The 16,962-nt window shown below is 72.2% G+C and carries 15 protein-coding genes; 9 read left to right on the top strand and 6 right to left on the bottom strand.

The genetic code is table 11. The annotated features are described in order from the left end of the window. The first annotated feature begins 73 nt into the window (after positions 1 to 73). Positions 74 to 1,306: a globin domain-containing protein gene (locus PVE36_RS00250; RefSeq protein ID WP_277453811.1), complete on the top strand. Its 1,233-nt coding sequence runs from the start codon at positions 74 to 76 to the stop codon at positions 1,304 to 1,306. Positions 1,307 to 1,419: 113 nt separating this feature from the next. Continuing rightward, the gene (locus PVE36_RS00255; protein WP_277453813.1) at positions 1,420 to 2,604 is read left to right on the top strand and encodes a heparan-alpha-glucosaminide N-acetyltransferase domain-containing protein; all 1,185 of its coding nucleotides are present in this window, start codon (positions 1,420 to 1,422) and stop codon (positions 2,602 to 2,604) included. A gap of 11 nt (positions 2,605 to 2,615) precedes the next feature. Here the strand turns inward: PVE36_RS00255 and PVE36_RS00260 are convergent, their stop codons facing one another. After that, the gene (locus tag PVE36_RS00260) at positions 2,616 to 3,038 is read right to left on the bottom strand and encodes a hypothetical protein (protein ID WP_277453814.1); all 423 of its coding nucleotides are present in this window, start codon (positions 3,036 to 3,038) and stop codon (positions 2,616 to 2,618) included. Between the two features lie 36 nt (positions 3,039 to 3,074). Between PVE36_RS00260 and PVE36_RS00265 the strand changes: the two genes are divergently transcribed. Then, complete coding sequence (locus PVE36_RS00265) at positions 3,075 to 3,962, top strand: crotonase/enoyl-CoA hydratase family protein (RefSeq protein ID WP_277453815.1); 888 nt, start codon at positions 3,075 to 3,077, stop codon at positions 3,960 to 3,962. Positions 3,963 to 4,079: 117 nt separating this feature from the next. On the opposite strand, the gene PVE36_RS00270 is transcribed toward PVE36_RS00265, so the two are convergent. The 3 genes from PVE36_RS00270 to PVE36_RS00280 all read right to left on the bottom strand — a co-directional run bounded on the left by PVE36_RS00270 (position 4,080) and on the right by PVE36_RS00280 (position 5,762). Next, entirely contained in the window at positions 4,080 to 4,628 is a 549-nt protein-coding gene (locus PVE36_RS00270; RefSeq protein WP_277453817.1) for an NYN domain-containing protein, read from the bottom strand. A gap of 28 nt (positions 4,629 to 4,656) precedes the next feature. Next, positions 4,657 to 4,950, bottom strand: coding sequence for a YrhK family protein (locus tag PVE36_RS00275; protein WP_277453818.1), 294 nt, complete (start codon positions 4,948 to 4,950; stop codon positions 4,657 to 4,659). 224 nt (positions 4,951 to 5,174) lie between these two features. Continuing rightward, complete coding sequence (locus PVE36_RS00280; RefSeq protein WP_277453819.1) at positions 5,175 to 5,762, bottom strand: TetR/AcrR family transcriptional regulator; 588 nt, start codon at positions 5,760 to 5,762, stop codon at positions 5,175 to 5,177. A gap of 113 nt (positions 5,763 to 5,875) precedes the next feature. On the opposite strand from PVE36_RS00280, the gene PVE36_RS00285 reads away from it, so the two are divergent. Genes PVE36_RS00285 through PVE36_RS00300 form a run of 4 tightly spaced genes read left to right on the top strand, consistent with a single transcriptional unit; the run spans position 5,876 to position 11,331 of the window. Next, positions 5,876 to 7,096 carry an acetyl-CoA C-acetyltransferase gene (locus tag PVE36_RS00285; RefSeq protein WP_277453821.1) on the top strand — a complete coding sequence of 407 codons (1,221 nt, stop codon included), beginning with the start codon at positions 5,876 to 5,878 and terminating at the stop codon, positions 7,094 to 7,096. A 27-nt stretch (positions 7,097 to 7,123) separates the two neighbouring features. Then, complete coding sequence (locus PVE36_RS00290) at positions 7,124 to 9,298, top strand: 3-hydroxyacyl-CoA dehydrogenase NAD-binding domain-containing protein (protein WP_277453822.1); 2,175 nt, start codon at positions 7,124 to 7,126, stop codon at positions 9,296 to 9,298. Positions 9,299 to 9,303: 5 nt separating this feature from the next. Then, complete coding sequence (locus tag PVE36_RS00295; protein ID WP_277453823.1) at positions 9,304 to 10,143, top strand: CoA transferase; 840 nt, start codon at positions 9,304 to 9,306, stop codon at positions 10,141 to 10,143. A 24-nt stretch (positions 10,144 to 10,167) separates the two neighbouring features. Then, positions 10,168 to 11,331, top strand: a complete 1,164-nt coding sequence (locus PVE36_RS00300; protein WP_277453824.1) for an acyl-CoA dehydrogenase family protein — start codon at positions 10,168 to 10,170, stop codon at positions 11,329 to 11,331. Here the strand turns inward: PVE36_RS00300 and PVE36_RS00305 are convergent. Both PVE36_RS00305 and PVE36_RS00310 read right to left on the bottom strand, forming a co-directional pair. After that, complete coding sequence (locus PVE36_RS00305; protein WP_277453825.1) at positions 11,300 to 12,601, bottom strand: MFS transporter; 1,302 nt, start codon at positions 12,599 to 12,601, stop codon at positions 11,300 to 11,302. The genes PVE36_RS00300 and PVE36_RS00305 overlap by 32 nt on opposite strands. 1 nt (position 12,602) lies before the next feature. Continuing rightward, entirely contained in the window at positions 12,603 to 13,199 is a 597-nt protein-coding gene (locus PVE36_RS00310; RefSeq protein ID WP_277453826.1) for a helix-turn-helix domain-containing protein, read from the bottom strand. Positions 13,200 to 13,352: 153 nt separating this feature from the next. On the opposite strand from PVE36_RS00310, the gene PVE36_RS00315 reads away from it, so the two are divergent. After that, a complete protein-coding gene (locus tag PVE36_RS00315; protein ID WP_277453827.1) occupies positions 13,353 to 15,947 on the top strand; it encodes a circularly permuted type 2 ATP-grasp protein in 2,595 nt (864 codons plus the stop codon). Next, positions 15,944 to 16,960, top strand: coding sequence for a transglutaminase family protein (locus PVE36_RS00320; RefSeq protein ID WP_277453829.1), 1,017 nt, complete (start codon positions 15,944 to 15,946; stop codon positions 16,958 to 16,960). Before PVE36_RS00315 ends, PVE36_RS00320 begins: the two co-directional genes overlap by 4 nt. The last annotated feature ends 2 nt before the right edge of the window (positions 16,961 to 16,962 follow it).

Genomic DNA, 16,962 nt, shown 5'->3' on the forward strand with positions numbered 1-16,962 from the left:
GCGGCTCCGACCAGGGGTGGACCGCGGCGACGGAGGTGACGCGAGGGCCGCGCCACAGATGCAGGAGGTAGTCGTGCTGTCAGCCACCGCCGCCGAGACCGTCCGGTCGACGCTGCCGATCATCGGGTCGAGGATCGACGAGATCACGCCGATCTTCTACCGGCGGATGTTTGCCGCCCATCCCGAGCTGGAGCGTGACCTGTTCAACCGCGGCAACCAGGCCCAGGGCGACCAGCAGCGGGCCCTCGCCGGCGCGATCGCCGCCTACGCCACCCTCGTCGTCAGCGAGGAGCAGCCCGACGTGGACGCGCTCCTGTCCCGGATCGCGCACAAGCACGCCTCGCTCGGCATCGCGCCGGACCAGTACCCGATCGTCCACCAGCACCTCTTCGAGGCCATCGCGCAGGTCCTCGGCGACGCGGCCACCCCCGAGGTCGTCACGGCCTGGGACGAGGTCTACTGGGACATGGCCCACACGCTCATCCGGATCGAGAAGGGCCTGTACTCCCGCTTCGGCGTGGCCCCGGAGGAGGTGTGGCAGGACCTCGTCGTCATCGAGCGCCGCCAGGAGTCACCCGACACCGTGGCCCTCGTCCTGGCGCGCCGGGACGGTGAGCCGCTGCAGCAGGCGCAGCCCGGCCAGTACATCTCCGTGCAGGTCACCCTGCCCGACGGCGCCCGGCAGATCCGCCAGTACAGCCTCACCCGGGCCCCCGACAGCCGCTCGTGGGGCATCACGGTCAAGGCCGTCCCCGCGGGCGTCGTCGACGGCACCCCCGTCCCCGCCGGCGAGGTGTCGAACTTCCTCCACGACAACGTCTTCGAGGGGGACCTGCTGCACTGCTCCCTCCCCTTCGGCGACCTCGTGCTGGAGGACCGGGCCGACCCCCTCCTCCTGGTGTCCGCAGGCATCGGCTGCACCCCGATCATCGGGATGCTCCACCACCTCGCCCGCACCGGCTCCGACCGGCCGGTGACCGTGGTGCACGCCGACCGGTCCCCGGCCCGCCACGCCCACCGCCAGGAGCTCGCGGAGCTGGTCCAGCGCATACCCGACGCCCGCCTGCACCACTGGTACGAGGACCTGGGCGTGCGGCCCACGAGCGAGACGGTGCAGCGCGGTCGGATCGACCTCGACGCCGCCCACGTCGACCCGGAGGCGCAGGTCTACCTGTGCGGACCGCTGCCCTTCATGGAGCTCGTGCGCGGGCGCCTGGCCGGCCACGGGGTGCCGGAGTCGCACATCCACTACGAGATCTTCGGGCCCGACACCTGGGTGCCCCACGCGGAGTCGGCTGCGGTCTGAGCGAAGGGGGCCGGCCGCCTCGTCCTGTGCGCCGCCGGGACCCGGTGCGCCGAGCGAGGGCAGCACGGCCGCGCCGCCGCGTCTGCCAGCATGAACCGGTGTCGACCCGGGCGATGTCACCTCGTCGGACCACCTCCCTTCGCGTGGTGGGGATCGACGTCGCCCGCTGCTGCGCCCTGCTGGGGATGATGGCGACGCACACGCTGCCGGGGGACCACGCGCTCAGCGAAGCGGCCTCGGGGCGGGCGTCGGCCCTCTTCGCCGTGCTCGCGGGGGTGTCGTTGGCGCTGACGACCGGCGGCAGGGAGCGGCACCGCGGGCAGCGGCTGCTGGCCGACGCCGCCGGGCTGGCCGTGCGGGCACTGGCCATCGCGGCCATCGGACTGTGGCTGGGCGACGATGCCTTCTTCGACACGGATGTGGCCGTGATCCTCGCCTATTACGGGGTCCTGTTCCTGCTGGGGCTGCCCTTCCTCGCCGCCGGTCCGCGCACCCTGATGGCACTCGCGGCTCTGTGGTGCCTGTGCGCCCCGGCCATCAGCCACCTGCTGAGGGGCACGATCAGCCCGGCGGGGCGCTTCGTCCCGGCCGCAGCCGACCTCGACGACGTCCCTCGCCTCCTCACCGACCTGCTGCTGACGGGCTACTACCCAGCCTTCACGTGGCTGACCTACCTCCTGGTCGGCATGGCGCTCGGGCGCCTCGACCTGCGCAGCCGTCGGGTCACCGTGGGCGCGGCGACGGGCGGTCTGGTCCTCGCGGTGCTTGCCCGGACCTCCTCGGCCGCCCTCACCTCCACCGAGGCGGCCACGAGAGCACTGACGACCTCCGCCTTCGGCGGGCCGGGAGGGCCGGTGGAGTCGGTGCGCGAGCAGAGCTACTACGGCACGACGCCGACCGACACCTGGTGGTGGCTCACCATCTCCGCCCCCCACTCGGGCACACCGCTGGACCTGGCGCACACGACCGGGACGGCACTGCTCGTCCTCGGCGTCGCTCTGGTGGTCACCACGACAGCCCCGCGGGTCTGGGCGGTCGCCTTCGGCGCCGGTGCCATGACCCTGACCCTGTACAGCGCGCACATCCTCATGCTCAGCCCGCGGGCGTGGCCGGCCGAGCCCGGCCCCACCGACGACGGGACCGCCCTTGGCTACCTCGGCACCCAGGTCGTCGTCGTGCTGGCGGTGGGGGCGGGGTTCGCGCTCGCGGGACTGCGTGGACCCCTCGAGTGGGTGGTCAGTCAGCTGTCGGGGCTGGGCGTGCGCGCCGTGGGCCCTCGCTCGCCGGCTCGCCGGTAGGCCGGCCGGGGTCAGCGGCCGGGCCGCGCCCCCCTTCGCCACTGGCTGATCGCCTCGGTGGACCACAGCGCCCAGGCGATGAGCACGGGTTGGAAGAGCAGCCGGACCGCCCGCTCGCGGTCGGTGTCAAGGCCGAAGGCGTCCCGGTGCTCGGTCAGCTGCGCGATGTTGCCGGGCAGGACCGCGACGAAGAGGATCGCCGCCCCGGTGCCCACGACGGCGCGGCGCGGCTGTCGCCAGCTGACCAGCAGGGCCACCCCCACGACGATCTCGACGACGCCGGAGAGCAGGACGACGGTGTCCACGTCGAGGGGGACCCACGGTGGCACCTGCGCCCGGAACTCGCGTCGGGCGAAGGTCAGGTGGCCGGTGCCGGTGAGGACGAGGGCCGCGCCGAGCAGGGCCTGCGCGAGCGACCGGAGGGGTGCCGTCATCTCCCGACCCTACGTGGATGGGGCAGAGTCGGACCCATGACGTACACGACGATCAGCCACGACCTCGACGACGGCGTCCTCACCGTCACCCTCGACCGGCCCGACCAGCTCAACTCCTTCACGGTCGAGATGGCCGACGAGCTCGAGCGGACCTTCCGGGAGGTCAACGACGACGATGCCGTGCGCGCGGTGGTCGTCACCGGCGCCGGGAAGGCGTTCTGCGCGGGCATGGACCTCACCGCCGAGGGCAACGTCTTCGGCCTCGACGAGTCGATGTCCCCCTCCCTCGACGACATGCAGCAGCTCGACGACCCCGCCCTCATCGACGGCGTGCGCGACACCGGCGGTCGCGTCACCCTGGCGATCCACGACTGCCGCAAGCCGGTCATCGCCGCGATCAACGGTGCCGCGGTGGGCATCGGCGCGACGATGACCCTGGCCATGGACGCCCGGCTGGTCTCGACGAGGGCGCGCGTCGGTTTCGTCTTCGGGCGGATCGGGATCGTCCCCGAGGCGGCCTCGTCCTGGTTCCTCCCGCGGATCGTCGGGCTCCCGACCGCCCTCGACCTGGTCCTGTCCGCCGACATCCTCGACGCCGACGCAGCCGTCGCGGCGGGGGTGGCCACCGGGCCGCACGAGCCGGAGGACCTCCTCGGTGCCGCCCGGGCGCTCGCCGACCGCTGGACGAAGGGGCGCTCGCCGGTCGCGGTCGCCCTCGCCCGGCAGATGCTGCGGCGCAACGCCGCGACCCAGCACCCCGTGGAGGCCCACCGGATCGACTCCCTGGCCATGTTCGAGACGAGCATCGGCGACGGCAAGGAGGGCGTGGCGGCCTTCCTGGAGAAGCGGGAGCCGCAGTACACGAGCCGGGCGTCGCAGATGCCGCGGTTCTACGAGGAGTGGATCGCCCGGGACGGAACCTGACGGCACCCTCGGTCCGATCGGGTGGTCATCTCGTGCAGCAAGAATCGCGTCTTGTCGCACAAGTCGACCACCTGATCGCGGGGCGCCGACGGGGGGAGCCGGGCGGACCCCCTTCCCTCAGATGAACTCGAGCGGGTCGAACTCGTCGATCTCGATGACCCGCACCCGCGGCAGGCGGCTCTTGAAGGCAGAGATGTCGTACTCGAGGTCGAAGAACTCCATGCCCGGCACGTCCCGCAGGCCACCCGCCATGAACTCGCCGAACCCGACGATGCCGACCCGGCGGTCCTCGTCCTCGGCGAGGTCCTCCATCTGCGGGGTGAAGTCGTTGTCGTGGCTGACAAGCATGACGTCCGCGTCGCGCTCGATCAGCGCCTCGGCGGTGCGCTGGATCGCGATGTCGACGACCTTGCCCTCGCCCCGCAGCGGCACCGGCCGGTAGCCCATGGCGAGCAACGCCTGGACGAAGGAGGCGGGCAGGTCACCGGCGACGGCGAGGAAGAACAGCCCCTTGACCGGCTGGTCCCAGGCCGCCTCGGTGTACTCGAGGAGCTTGTTCCAGCGCGGACGCTCCTCGGGCTGGGGGCGACGGCCGAGGACTGAGACCCCGAGCGTCGCGTCGATGTTCTCGCCGTCGACGAGGAGGTAGGTGGTGCGATCGGCCATGGGCCGACCCTATAGCGCGGGAGCCGGCTCAGAAGTCGCGCGCGGCCTCATCCTCGCCACCACCGGCGGACCCGAGGTGGATCCGGCGGACGAGTCGAATGGTCGGTCGCACGACGAAGAGGACCGACCCCACGGTGAAGCACCAGATGGCGGCCGTCTCCGTCGCCTTCCAGAAGAAGAGGATGCTGCCGACCAGGAAGAGCAGCCCCGCGAGGAAATCGTTGGCGATCGACAGCGCCTCGTACGCGCCGTTCACTCGCAGGTTCGTCGGGCCGAGCGTCACGGAGACGTCCCAGCGCCCATCCCGGCTCTTTTCCCACATGCGTGTCCTCCTGAGGTCGGGTGCGTATCCTGCTCAGTCCTACCCGCCTACGCCGGCGGGACACTGAGGAAGGGAGATCCGCCATGTGCGTACCGGTGCGATGCACGAGCTGCGGGAAGACGACCTGGTCGGGCTGCGGGGAGCACGTCGAGGAGGTCCGGGCGCAGGTGCGTGCCGAGGACTGGTGCACGTGCGCCGACGCCACGGCCGACTGACGAAGGGGGTCAGCCCCGCCGGTCGTGCATCGTCACCCTGAGGGTGGGCACCGGCGAGTCCGCCCCGGCGATCGTCCACATCCGGGCGAGCGTCGGCTGCAGCAGGCGGTCACCGAGCTGACCCACGAGGACGGCGACGGCCTGCTCCTCGACCGGGATGCGGCTGCGCGCGATCCCGTGCTCGCGCAGCGTGCGCGTCTGCGCGATCGTCTCCGCGATGAGCTTGCGGGCCAGGCCCACGTCACCCGGGTCCGGGGTGACCACGACCCGGCGCAGGTAGTCGATCGCCTCGGGGTTCGCCTCGAACATGCGGGTCACCGCCTCGTCGCGGCCCGCGACGACCTCGCCGGGGGGCCCCTCGAGCGGGACCGAGTCCAGCGCCCGGCGGAAGAGGTCGACGACGTGGTCGTCGACGCACCCGTGCAGCCCCTCCTTGCCCCCGAAGTGGTGCACGACCAGGCCCGGGGCCACACCGGCGACGCGAGCGACCTCGCGCAGGCTCGTCGCGGCGACTCCGCGCTCGCCGAAGAGCCCGAGGGCGACGGTGAGGATGCGCTCCTTGGCATCGGCGGACGGGCCCGCCACTCGTGGGGTCACGGGGCCTCCCTTCGTCGTTGTCGGGGTCACACCCGGGACTATTGCACAGGTGTTCAGCGCGTGCGTAGGGTGCGGACTGAATCGCCGTCGCGTATCCGAGAAGGAGCCGGTTCATGCCCGAGCAGCCCCAGGCCGTCATCTACGACGCCGTCCGCACGCCCCGAGGGAAGGGCAAGTCGTCCGGATCCCTCCACGAGGTCAAGCCGATCGACCTGACCGTCGGCCTCCTCGACGCCGTCCGTGAGCGCAACCCCGGCCTCGACGCCGCCCAGATCGACGACCTCGTCATGGGCATCGTCTCCCCGGTCGGCGACCAGGGCGCGGTCCTCCCGCGCATCGCGGCGCTGAAGGCCGGCTACCCCGAGCCGGTCGCGGGCGTGCAGCTCAACCGCTTCTGCGGCTCCGGCCTCGAGGCCATCAACCAGGTCGCGGCCCGCGTCCGCTCCGGCTTCGAGGACCTCTTCCTCGCCGGTGGTGTCGAGTCGATGTCCCGCGTCCCCATGGCCAGCGACGGCGGCGCCTGGGCCATGGACCCGGCGACCAACCTCGAGACCGGCTTCGTCCCGCAGGGCATCGGGGCCGACCTCATCGCCACCCTCGAGGGCTTCGACCGCGCCGAGGTCGACCGCTTCGCCGCACAGTCGCACGCCCGTGCCGCGGCCGCGTGGGAGAACGGCTGGTTCGACCGGTCCGTCATCCCGGTCCGGGACGCCAACGGCATCACCATCCTCGACCGCGACGAGACCATCCGCCCGGGCACGAGCGCGGAGTCGCTCGGCGGCCTCAAGCCCTCCTTCGCCGCGATTGGCGAGCAGGGCGGCTTCGACCACGTCGCCCTGGAGAAGTACCACTCGACGGACGGGATCAACCACGTCCACCACGCCGGCAACTCCTCCGGCATCGTCGACGGTGCCTCGCTGGTGCTCATCGGCAACGAGAAGGCCGGCCAGGAGATGGGCCTGACCCCGCGTGCCCGCATCGTCTCCACCGCCGTCATCGGCTCCGAGCCGACGATCATGCTCACCGGCCCGGCGCCGGCCTGCCGCAAGGCCCTCGACCGCGTCGGCATGAGCGCCAAGGACATCGACCTCGTCGAGATCAACGAGGCCTTCGCCGCCGTCGCCCTCAAGCTCATCCGTGACATGGGGTGGACCGAGGAGCAGACCAACGTCAACGGTGGCGCGATCGCGATGGGCCACCCGCTCGGCGCGACCGGGGCGATGATCCTCGGCACCCTCGTCGACGAGCTCGAGCGCCGCGACCTCGAGCGCGGCATCGCCACCCTCTGCATCGGCGGTGGCATGGGCATCGCCACCATCGTCGAGCGCGTCTGAACCAGCGGAGAAGGAAGCCAGGAACCAATGAGCGAGAACATGATCCGTTACGAGCGTGACGACGAGGGCATCGTCACCCTGACCATGGACGACCCGAACGCGGGCGCCAACACCATGAACGACACCTACACGCGCTCGATGGCCGAGACCATCGAGCGTCTCGAGGCCGAGCGCGACGAGATCACCGGTGTCGTCCTCACCTCCGCGAAGAAGACCTTCTTCGCCGGGGGCAACCTCTCCGACCTGCAGTCGGTGACGCAGGAGACCGCCGCCGAGTTCTTCGAGGGCATCGAGGGCATCAAGGCCCAGCTGCGACGCCTGGAGACCCTCGGCCGGCCGGTCGTCGCGGCGATCAACGGCACCGCCCTCGGCGGCGGCCTGGAGATCGCGCTCGCGACCCACCACCGCATCGCCGTCGACGACCCGAAGATCAAGCTCGGCCTGCCCGAGGTCACCCTCGGGCTGCTCCCCGGCGGCGGTGGCGTCACCCGCCTCGTGCGGATGCTCGGCATCCAGGAGGCCCTGATGGGCTGGTTGCTGCAGGGGCAGCAGCGCACCCCCGCGGTCGCTCTGGAGAAGGGGGTCGTCGACCAGCTTGTCGCCACCCGCGAGGAGCTCGTCCCCGCCGCGAAGGCGTGGATCCGTGAGCACGGGGGCGACGAGACCGCGGCCGTCAAGCCCTGGGACGTCAAGGGCCACAAGATCCCCGGCGGCACCCCGAGCACGCCGCGGTTCGCCGCCAACCTCCCGGCCTTCCCGGCGAACCTGCGCAAGACGCTCAAGGGCGCGCCGACGAAGTCGCCCCGCGCGATCATGTCCGCCGCGGTCGAGGGCGCGCAGGTCGACTTCGACACCGCCAGCCGCATCGAGTCGCGCTACATCACCGAGCTCGCCGCCGGTCGCGAGTCGACGGCCATGATCCAGGCCTTTTTCTTCGACCTGCAGGCGATCAGCTCCGGCTCCCTCCGTCCGGAGGGCATCGAGAAGTCCGCGGTCGGCTCGGTCGGCATCCTCGGCGCCGGGATGATGGGCGCCGGCATCGCCTACTCCGCCGCCAGCGCCGGCATCGACGTCGTCCTCAAGGACGTCTCGATCGAGGGTGCGCAGAAGGGCAAGGCCTACTCCGAGAAGCTCCTGGCCAAGCAGGTCGAGAAGGGCCGGAAGAGTCAGTCGGACGCGGATGCCGTTCTGGCCCGGATCACCCCGACCGCCGACGCGCAGGACCTCGCGGGCGTCGACGCCGTCATCGAGGCGGTCTTCGAGGACTACGACCTCAAGAAGAAGGTCTTCGCCGAGGTCGAAGCAGTGGTCGGACCCGACACCCTGCTGTGCTCGAACACCTCGACGCTGCCGATCACGAGCCTGCAGGAGTTCACCTCCCGGCCCAAGGACTTCATCGGCCTGCACTTCTTCTCCCCCGTGGACAAGATGAAGCTCGTCGAGATCATCCGCGGCGAGCAGACCTCCGACGAGGCCACCGCCCGGGCGATCGACATCGTCCAGCAGATCCGCAAGATCCCGATCGTCGTCGGTGACGGCCGCGGCTTCTACACCAGCCGGGTCTTCGGCACGCTGATCCTCGAGGGCGCCACGGCGCTCGCCGAGGGCATCGACCCGCAGACGATCGAGCGCGCCGCGACCCAGGCCGGCTTCCCGGCACCGCCGCTGGCGATGCTCGACGAGGTCTCGCTGACCCTGACCCAGCACATCCGCGCCGAGGCCGACAAGGCCGCCGCCGCGGAGGGCCGGACGGTGGCGAAGGGCCCGGGCGAGGAGCTCATCGACACGATGGTCGAGCTCGGCCGCAAGGGCCGTGCCTCCGGTGCGGGCATGTACGACTACCCGGCCGAGGGACCGAAGGTCCTGTGGCCCGAGCTGCGCGAGCGCTGGGCGAAGGGGACCGAGGTCCCCTTCGCGGACCTGCAGGACCGCTACCTGTTCATCATGGCCCTCGAGACAGCCGGTTGCTTCGAGGACGGCGTCCTCTCCGACACGGTCTCGGCCAACATCGGCGGCATCTTCGGGATCGGGTTCCCGCCGCACACCGGCGGCCCGGCGACCTTCATGACCAACTACGAAGGCGGTCTGGCCGGCTTCGTGGCGCGGGCCCACGAGCTGGCCGACGCGTACGGCGAGCGGTTCCGCCCGAGCGCGTGGCTGACCGAGCGCGCAGCCAAGGGCACCCTCGTCGACGAGGCCTGATCGACGTGGACGCCCCCCTCGCCGGTGTGCGGGTCGTCTCGATCGCCATCAACCTGCCCGGGCCGGCCGCCGTCGCGCGGCTGGCCCGGCAGGGCGCGAGCGTGACGACCGTCCTGCCGCCCTCGGGCGACCCGATGGAGCAGTACGCGAGGCCCTACTTCGACGAGCTGCACCTCGGGCAGGACGTCGTGCGGATCGACCTGAAGGACCCCGCCGGCCGCGCCGAGGTCGACGAGCTGCTCGCGGGGGCGGACATCTTCCTCACGTCCTCGCGCCCCTCGGCGCTGCGGCGCCTCGGGCTCGACTTCGAGGCGGTGCACGAGCGGCACCCGCAGGTCTGCCAGGTCGACATCGTCGGCTATCCGGGGGAGGCGGCGGAGACTCCCGGGCACGACCTGACCTACCAGGCCGGAACGGGCATGGTGCGGGACGGACGGATGCCGGCCACACTCGTCGTGGACCTCGCGGGCGCCGAGCGGGCCGCTGCAGAGGGTGCTGCGGCACTCGTCCAGCGGACCCGGACCGGGGAGGGCGTGCGCCGTGAGGTCGCCCTGTCCGATCTGGCGCACACGATGTCCCGCCCGGTCGCCCACGGCCTCACCTCCCCCGGGGGCATGCTCGCCGGGGACCTGCCGGTCTACGCCGTCTACGCGGCGGCCGAGGGCCACGTCGCGCTCGCGGCGCTCGAGCCGCACTTCACGCGGTCACTGCTCGCGGCGCTCGACCTGCCGGCCGAGGAGCTGACCACCCAGCGCCTCGCCGAGGTCTTCGCGGGCCGGACGGCGAGCGAGTGGGAGCAGTGGGCGACCACCCACGACCTGCCGCTCGTCGCCGTGGCCGACTGACCCCCTTCGTCACAGGAGAGACCGATGCCCGACATCCTCCAGCCCCAGCCCTACGTCTCGTCGTGGATGAAGGACGAGGTGGCCGACGTCGTCACGCTCGCCCGGACCTTCTTCGAGCGGGAGGTCACGCCGCACCTCGAGCGCTTCGCCGAGCAGCACCAGGTGGACAAGGAGACCTGGCTGGCCGCCGGTTCCGCGGGGCTGCTGTGCATCTCGGTCCCCGAGGAGTACGGCGGTGGCGGCGGGTCCTTCGCCCACGAGGCCGCCGTCCTGTGGGAGCAGGGCAGGGCCGGCGACGACGCCCTCGGCTACTCCGTGCACTCCTCGATCGTCGCCCACTACCTCCTCGCCTACGGGTCCGAGGAGCAGAAGCAGCGGTGGCTGCCGAGGATGGCCACCGGCGAGCTCGTCGGCGCCATCGCGATGACCGAGCCGGGCACGGGGTCGGACCTGCAGAACATCCGCACCACCGCCCGGCGCGACGGCGACCACTACGTCGTCAACGGGTCGAAGACCTTCATCACCAACTCCTCGCACGCCGGTCTCGTCGTGATCGTCGCCCGCACCGGGGGCGAGGGCGCCCAGGGCCTGTCGCTGGTCGTGGCCGAGGTCCACGGGCTCGAGGGCTTCGAGCGCGGGCGGGTGCTGCACAAGATCGGCCAGCACGGGCAGGACACCCGCGAGCTCGCCTTCACCGACATGCGGGTCCCGGTGGCCAACCTGCTCGGCGAGGAGGAGGGCCAGGGCTTCTACCAGCTGATGACCCAGCTGCCGCAGGAGCGCCTGGCCATCGCGGTGGGGGCGGTCGCCTCCGCGGAGAAGGCCGTCGACCTCGCCGTGGCGTACACCAAGGAGCGCGAGGCCTTCGGCAAGCCGATCGCCACCTTCCAGAACACCCGCTTCACCCTCGCCGAGGTCTCGACGGACGTGCTCGCGGCGCGCACCTTCCTCGACCACTGCGTCGGTCTGCACGTCGACGGCCGGCTCGACGCGGCGACCGCCTCCCGGGCGAAGTACTGGACGACGGACGTGCAGTGCGACGTCATCGACCGGTGCCTGCAGCTCTTCGGCGGATACGGCTACATCCTCGAGTACCCCATCGCGCGCCTCTACGCCGGCGCCCGGGTGCAGAAGATCTACGGCGGGACGAACGAGATCATGAAGGAGCTGATCTCGCGCACGCTGTGAGCGAGGCGCGGTCCCGCTCGGCGTGCAGGGCCGGCAGGATGCACCAGGCGCCGCCGAGGCCGATGACGCCGGCGAGGACCATCGCCACCTGGATGGACGTGTGGTCCGAGAGCAGCCCCAGCAGCGGGCTGCCCAAGGTGAACGCGGCGAAGGCGACCATGGAGGCCATGGACAGCACCGTCGCCCGGTTGTCCGCACGGGCCTCACGGTGCAGCAGGGCGTTGTAGACCGGACCGCCGAAGCCGTGCATCGAGTACGTCAGCAGGTGGGTCACGACGAGGGCGACCGGACCGAGGGCGAGCCCCATGGAGATCGCGCCGAGGCTGGTCAGGACCCGCCCGACGATGGCCGTGCGCGCCACACCGATCCGCAGGCTCAGCCACCCCGACGCCCTGGCACCCACGGCGAAGACGACCCAGGCGGCCGCGGCGACAGGCCCGATGATCACGGCTGCCCGGGCCTCTCCGCCGACGACCTCGGCCATCCGTGCCGGCATGAGCGCCTCGAAGCTGATCATCGACGTCGACCAGAAGAGCTCGACGAGCACGAGGTAGCGCAGCACGCGGTTGTCGCGGAGCATTCGCAGCCCGGACCGGATGACGCCCGGGGCCCGGGCGACCGATGCGCGCGCCGCCGCGAGGCCCCGCTGGTCGATCCGCGCGGGCTCGTGGAGCAGGAGCAGGACGGCGACGAGGTGCACCACATTGAGCCCGACGAAGACGAGGATCGGCAGCCACAGCGCCGAGTGGCCCTGGACGGGGTGCCACGCCACGAGCACGGACGAGGCCACGGCCCCGGCACCCATCGACAGGCCCATCGTCGTGCCCATCCGGGAGAGGTCCTGGTCGACGTCGGCGCCCGGATGGGTCTGGTGGACGGTGTCGACGAACCACGCCTCCAGCGGCCCGGAGTCCAGGGCCCGGAAGACGCCGAGCAGCGCCGCGGCCACGGCGAAGGTCAGGAGCGAGTCCGCGACCAGGAAGGCCACCGCGGCCCCGACGTTGACGACTCCCGCCACGACGAGGAGCGGGCGGCGGCCCAGGGCGTCCGCGATCCCGGAGGTCGGCAGCTCGAGGAGGAGGACGCAGGCGCCGGTGGCCGCGCTGGCCGCGAGCGCCTGGGTCAGCGTCAGCCCGCGCTCGAGCATCCACAGCACGTGGAGCGAGACGACCAGACCGACCGGCAGCCACCGCGTGATGGTCAGCAGGAGCAGGACGCGGCGGGCGGCGTCAAGGGACAGATGGGTGGCTCCGAGGCTCGTCCCTCGCACCTCAACCACCGTCCTCTGCGTCCCAGGCCGGCTCCTCGGCGTCGACGAAGGTCGACACGACGACGTTGAACCGACGCTCACCCTCGCCGACCGGGCCGGGCGGTCCGCCGTGCTCCTCGAGGACCTCCCGGAGCAACGCCTCGAAGCGGCCCTGGATCTCGCGTGCCTGCCGGGCGGTGACCGCGAGGGCGGCGTCGCTGATCGAGGTGACGGCCCGCCACTCCTGCGACTCACCGCCGCGGCGCTCGGCGGCGGTCTGCATCCGCTGTGCCTGCTGACCGACGACCATGTGGTGGAAGGCGTCGGTGGCGTCCCTCCCTTCGTCGTCCGGGTCGTCCGGCTCGGGGACGGAGGTCATCTGGCTGACCGCCCGCCACCACCGCTCCCGCTGGGTGCCCATGCCGGGGGCCTCCTCGACGAAGCTGTGCTCGGCCAGCTGGCGCAGGTGGTAGCTCGTCGCGCCGGAGTTGAGCCCGAGGCGGCGGGCGATCAATGATGCGGTGGCCGGGCCCAGCGTGCGCAGCATCCCCAGGATGCGCATGCGGACCGGGTGGGAGAGTGCCCTGAGCTGGGTGACGTCGGGCAGGGCGGGGTCCATGGCGCCCAGCGTAGAAGCGCACGAGGACAGATGCAAAGAGGTCTTTGCATCTGTGGTCCGGGGCCCGGGTCGACCCCCCGGCGGCGGTCCCGGCCGCCGCCGCGCGCGTCGGTGGGCGCTCCCGACCTCCCTGCGGGCGTTAGTGTCGAGCCCATGTCCGCTCCGGCCTTCGGCGATCTCCCGAGCCCGCTCGACGAGTACCGCGACGAAGTCACGGTCACCGAGGGCATCGACGAGGTCGTGACGCTCGACGGTGTCCGTGAGGCGGCCGAGCCGCTCGCGGAGGCGATCGCCTCCGCCCGGCTGTCCGGGATGCTCGCGGCCCGGGCCGCGAGCCGCCGGTTCGTCGAGGACGAGGGGATCACCTACGGCGCGGGCGTCTCACCCGACGACGAGGACGTCGCCGACGGCCGCACCGTCCCGACCGAGCCGCGCACGTGGGAGCTCGACCCGCTCCCGCTCACCATCGGCGCCACGGAGTGGGCCAAGCTCGAGCAGGGCGTGCGCCAGCGCGCGGCCCTCCTCGACGGCGTCCTCACCGACCTCACCGGCGAGCAGCGCCTCGTGCGCGACGGCATCCTGCCGGGCACGGCGGTCTACGGGCACGACGGCTGGCTCCCGCAGGCCGACGGCATCCGGCTGCCCGGCCCGCGCCAGCTCGTCATGCCGGCGATGGACCTCGCCCGGGACCGCACCGGCACGTGGCGGGTCTTCGCCGACCGGACACAGGCCCCGAGCGGCGCCGGCTACGCGATGGCCAACCGCCGCATCATCGCCCGCGTGCTCCCCGACCTGCACCGCACCGTGGACCTGGCCCGCCTGCGCGGCTTCTTCTACCAGGTGCACAAGGCCCTCATGGCCGCCGCACCGCAGACCGACGACGTCCCGCGCATCGTCATCCTCACGCCGGGCAGCCTCAGTGACGCCGCCTACGACGAGGCCCTCCAGTCGACCGTCCTCGGCGTCCCCGTCGTCGAGTCCGAGGACCTCGTCAGCCGCGACGGCCGGATCTGGATGCGCACGACGAGCGGCCTGTCCCCGGTCGACGTCATCATGCGCCGGGTGGACGGCGGCGCCATCGACCAGCTGGACCTGCGCGGCGACTCCCGCCTCGGGCTCCCCGGCATGGTCGAGGCGGCCCGGCTCGGGCACGTCTCGCTGGTCAACCCGATCTCCTCGGGCGTGCTGGAGAACCCGGCGCTGATCCCCTACCTCCCGGCGATCTGCCGGTACCTGCTCGACGAGGACCTGACGCTCCAGTCCACCCAGACGTGGTGGGCCGGCGAGCCCAGCCACCTCAGCCACATCATCACCAACCTCTCCAGCCTCGTCGTCAAGCCCGCCTCGCGTGGGGACGGCACCAACGGCGGCAACGCGGTCTTCGGCTGGGAGATCACCGCCGACGAGCGCGAGGAGCTGGCGCAGCGCATCCAGGCCGAGCCGTGGAAGTGGACCGCGCAGGACCCGCTGACGATGTCGACCGCCCCCGTGGTCACCGCCGGCGGGCTCGAGCCGCGCCACGTCGTGCTGCGTACCTTCGCCGTCGCCGACGAGGACGACTACGCCGTCATGCCCGGTGGCCTGGGCCGCGTTGCCGTGCGCCCCGACTCCGGTGCCATCTCCAGCCTCACCGGCGCGATGAGCAAGGACGTGTGGGTGCGTGACGACACCCTCGTGGACGAAGGGGAGGGCCTGACCGCCCCGAGTCCCTTTGCCGGGGCGGCAGCGCTGGCCTCCGCGGCACCGCCGCCACGCGTGGCGGCCGACCTGTACTGGATGGGCCGGTACGGCGAGCGGGCCGAGTTCGCCGCCCGCCTGCTGCGGGTGGCCGACAACCTCGTCGACGACCACGCCGCCCGTCCCGGCACGACCGGCCACACCGCGATGCTCGCCCTGCTGGAGGCGGTCACCTCCGTCGTCGCCGCCCGCCCCGGCTTCGTCGGCGAGGAGGCGCAGTCGCGGCGCGAGGACCCGCTGCCGCACCTGCGCGCCCTCACCCTCGACCCGCGGGTCGTCGGCTCGGTCGCCTTCAGCACCCACCGCGCGGTCATCGCGGCCCAGGCCGTGCGCGAGACCCTCTCGGTCGACACCTGGCTGGTCATGTCCCGGCTCGAGCGCACCCTGCGCCACGCGGTGCCCGAGGACGACCTGCAGGAGCTGCTCATGGGGACCCTCGAGGGCCTCCTCGCGCTCGCGGGCATCGGCGTCGAGTCGCTGATCCGCGATCCCACGTGGGCCTTCGCCGATGCGGGCAAGCGGGTCGAGCGCGCCCAGCAGACGACGCGGCTGATCACCTCGGTGCTCGCCGTGGAGCGGGCCCCCGTCGTCGAGGGCACGACGACCGAGGCGGCGCTGCTCGCGGCGGAGTCGGTCATCACCTACCGGCGCCGGCTGACCAGCGGCCTCGGCGGACTGTCGCCCCTCCAGGCCGCCGTGGACCTGCTGCTGCGCGACGGGAGCAACCCGCGCTCGGTGCGCTTCCAGGTCGACCGGCTCGTCGAGGACCTCGAGCTGCTCGAGGACGAGCTCGTGCTGCCGTGGGTGCGCGAGCTCGTCGACCGCATCGCCCGGCTCGACCTCGAGGAGCTCTTCGCCGACGGGCGTCAGCCCCTCGCGCGCACGCTCACCGGCATCGGTGCCGACCTGCGCCAGGTCCACCGCGCCCTGGACGAGGCCTACTTCCAGCGCAAGGCGGAGGGCCGCTCGATCCAGTGGGTCCAGTGGAGCAGCGGGGAGGGGACCTGGTGAGCTCGACACCCAGCCGGCCACCCGCCCCCGAGCCGACGACGCCCGGCCCCGGGCCGACGATCAGCCCGGAGCACCACACCCGCCGTCGGTACGAGGTGCGCCACCGCACCACCTACACCTACGAGGAGTACGTCACCGACTCCTACGGCCGCGCGATGCTGCGCCCACGGAGCACGCCCCAGCAGCGCATCGTCGAGCACCACGTGGAGATCGTGCCCGAGCCGCACATCCACACCGAGCACGTCGACCACTTCGGCAACTTCTCCAGCTTCTACGAGGTGCGCACCCCACACACCGTCCTCGAGGTGTCCAAGCGCAGCATCGCGGAGATCGACTGGCCGGCACCGGACATGCAGCGGCTCGACTCCTGGACCGTCGCCGAGGCCGCCGCCGCGGTCTCCGAGGGGGAGGACATCGACCGGGCAGAGGCGGCGCAGTACCTGCTGCCCTCCTCGCTGGTGGAGCTGGACCCGGAGGTCATCGCCTACGCGGCGGGGATCCTGCCGCCCGACCGGCCCTTCGGCAGCGCCCTCGTGGCTCTCTACTCCGACATCTACCGCGACTTCACCTACGCCAAGGGTGCGACGAGCGTGAAGACGACCCTGCCGGAGCTGCTCCGGGGGCGGGCCGGTGTGTGCCAGGACTTCGCACACCTGGCCATCGGGTGCCTGCGGGCCGTCGGCATCCCCGCCCGGTACGTCTCCGGGTACATCGAGACCCGTCCGCCGCCCGGCGAGGCCAAGCTCGAGGGCTCCGACGCCTCGCACGCCTGGGCGGCAGCGATGACGCCGGACGGCGACTGGGTGGACATCGACCCCACGAACAACCACTTCGCCGACTCGCGCTACATCGTCACCGGGTGGGGTCGTGACTTCCGCGACGTCTCCCCGCTGAAGGGCATCATCTTCTCCGAGGGCAGCGGCTCGACGCTGGACGTCGGTGTCGACGTCATCCGTCTGGGCACGGGCGACCCACGGGAGAGCGGCGCGACGGGCGCCGGCGACGGCCAGTAATC

The organism is Janibacter sp. DB-40 (assembly GCF_029510815.1).
Taxonomy (GTDB): domain Bacteria; phylum Actinomycetota; class Actinomycetes; order Actinomycetales; family Dermatophilaceae; genus Janibacter.

Coding starts and splice junctions, on each gene's coding strand:
- PVE36_RS00260 (WP_277453814.1), bottom strand. CDS start 3,038: ATGACGGCACCCCTCCGGTCGCTCGCGCAGGCCCTGCTCGGCGCGGCC.
- PVE36_RS00310 (WP_277453826.1), bottom strand. CDS start 13,199: ATGGACCCCGCCCTGCCCGACGTCACCCAGCTCAGGGCACTCTCCCAC.
- PVE36_RS00315 (WP_277453827.1), top strand. CDS start 13,353: ATGTCCGCTCCGGCCTTCGGCGATCTCCCGAGCCCGCTCGACGAGTAC.
- PVE36_RS00270 (WP_277453817.1), bottom strand. CDS start 4,628: ATGGCCGATCGCACCACCTACCTCCTCGTCGACGGCGAGAACATCGAC.
- PVE36_RS00255 (WP_277453813.1), top strand. CDS start 1,420: ATGTCACCTCGTCGGACCACCTCCCTTCGCGTGGTGGGGATCGACGTC.
- PVE36_RS00275 (WP_277453818.1), bottom strand. CDS start 4,950: ATGTGGGAAAAGAGCCGGGATGGGCGCTGGGACGTCTCCGTGACGCTC.
- PVE36_RS00290 (WP_277453822.1), top strand. CDS start 7,124: ATGAGCGAGAACATGATCCGTTACGAGCGTGACGACGAGGGCATCGTC.
- PVE36_RS00285 (WP_277453821.1), top strand. CDS start 5,876: ATGCCCGAGCAGCCCCAGGCCGTCATCTACGACGCCGTCCGCACGCCC.
- PVE36_RS00300 (WP_277453824.1), top strand. CDS start 10,168: ATGCCCGACATCCTCCAGCCCCAGCCCTACGTCTCGTCGTGGATGAAG.
- PVE36_RS00265 (WP_277453815.1), top strand. CDS start 3,075: ATGACGTACACGACGATCAGCCACGACCTCGACGACGGCGTCCTCACC.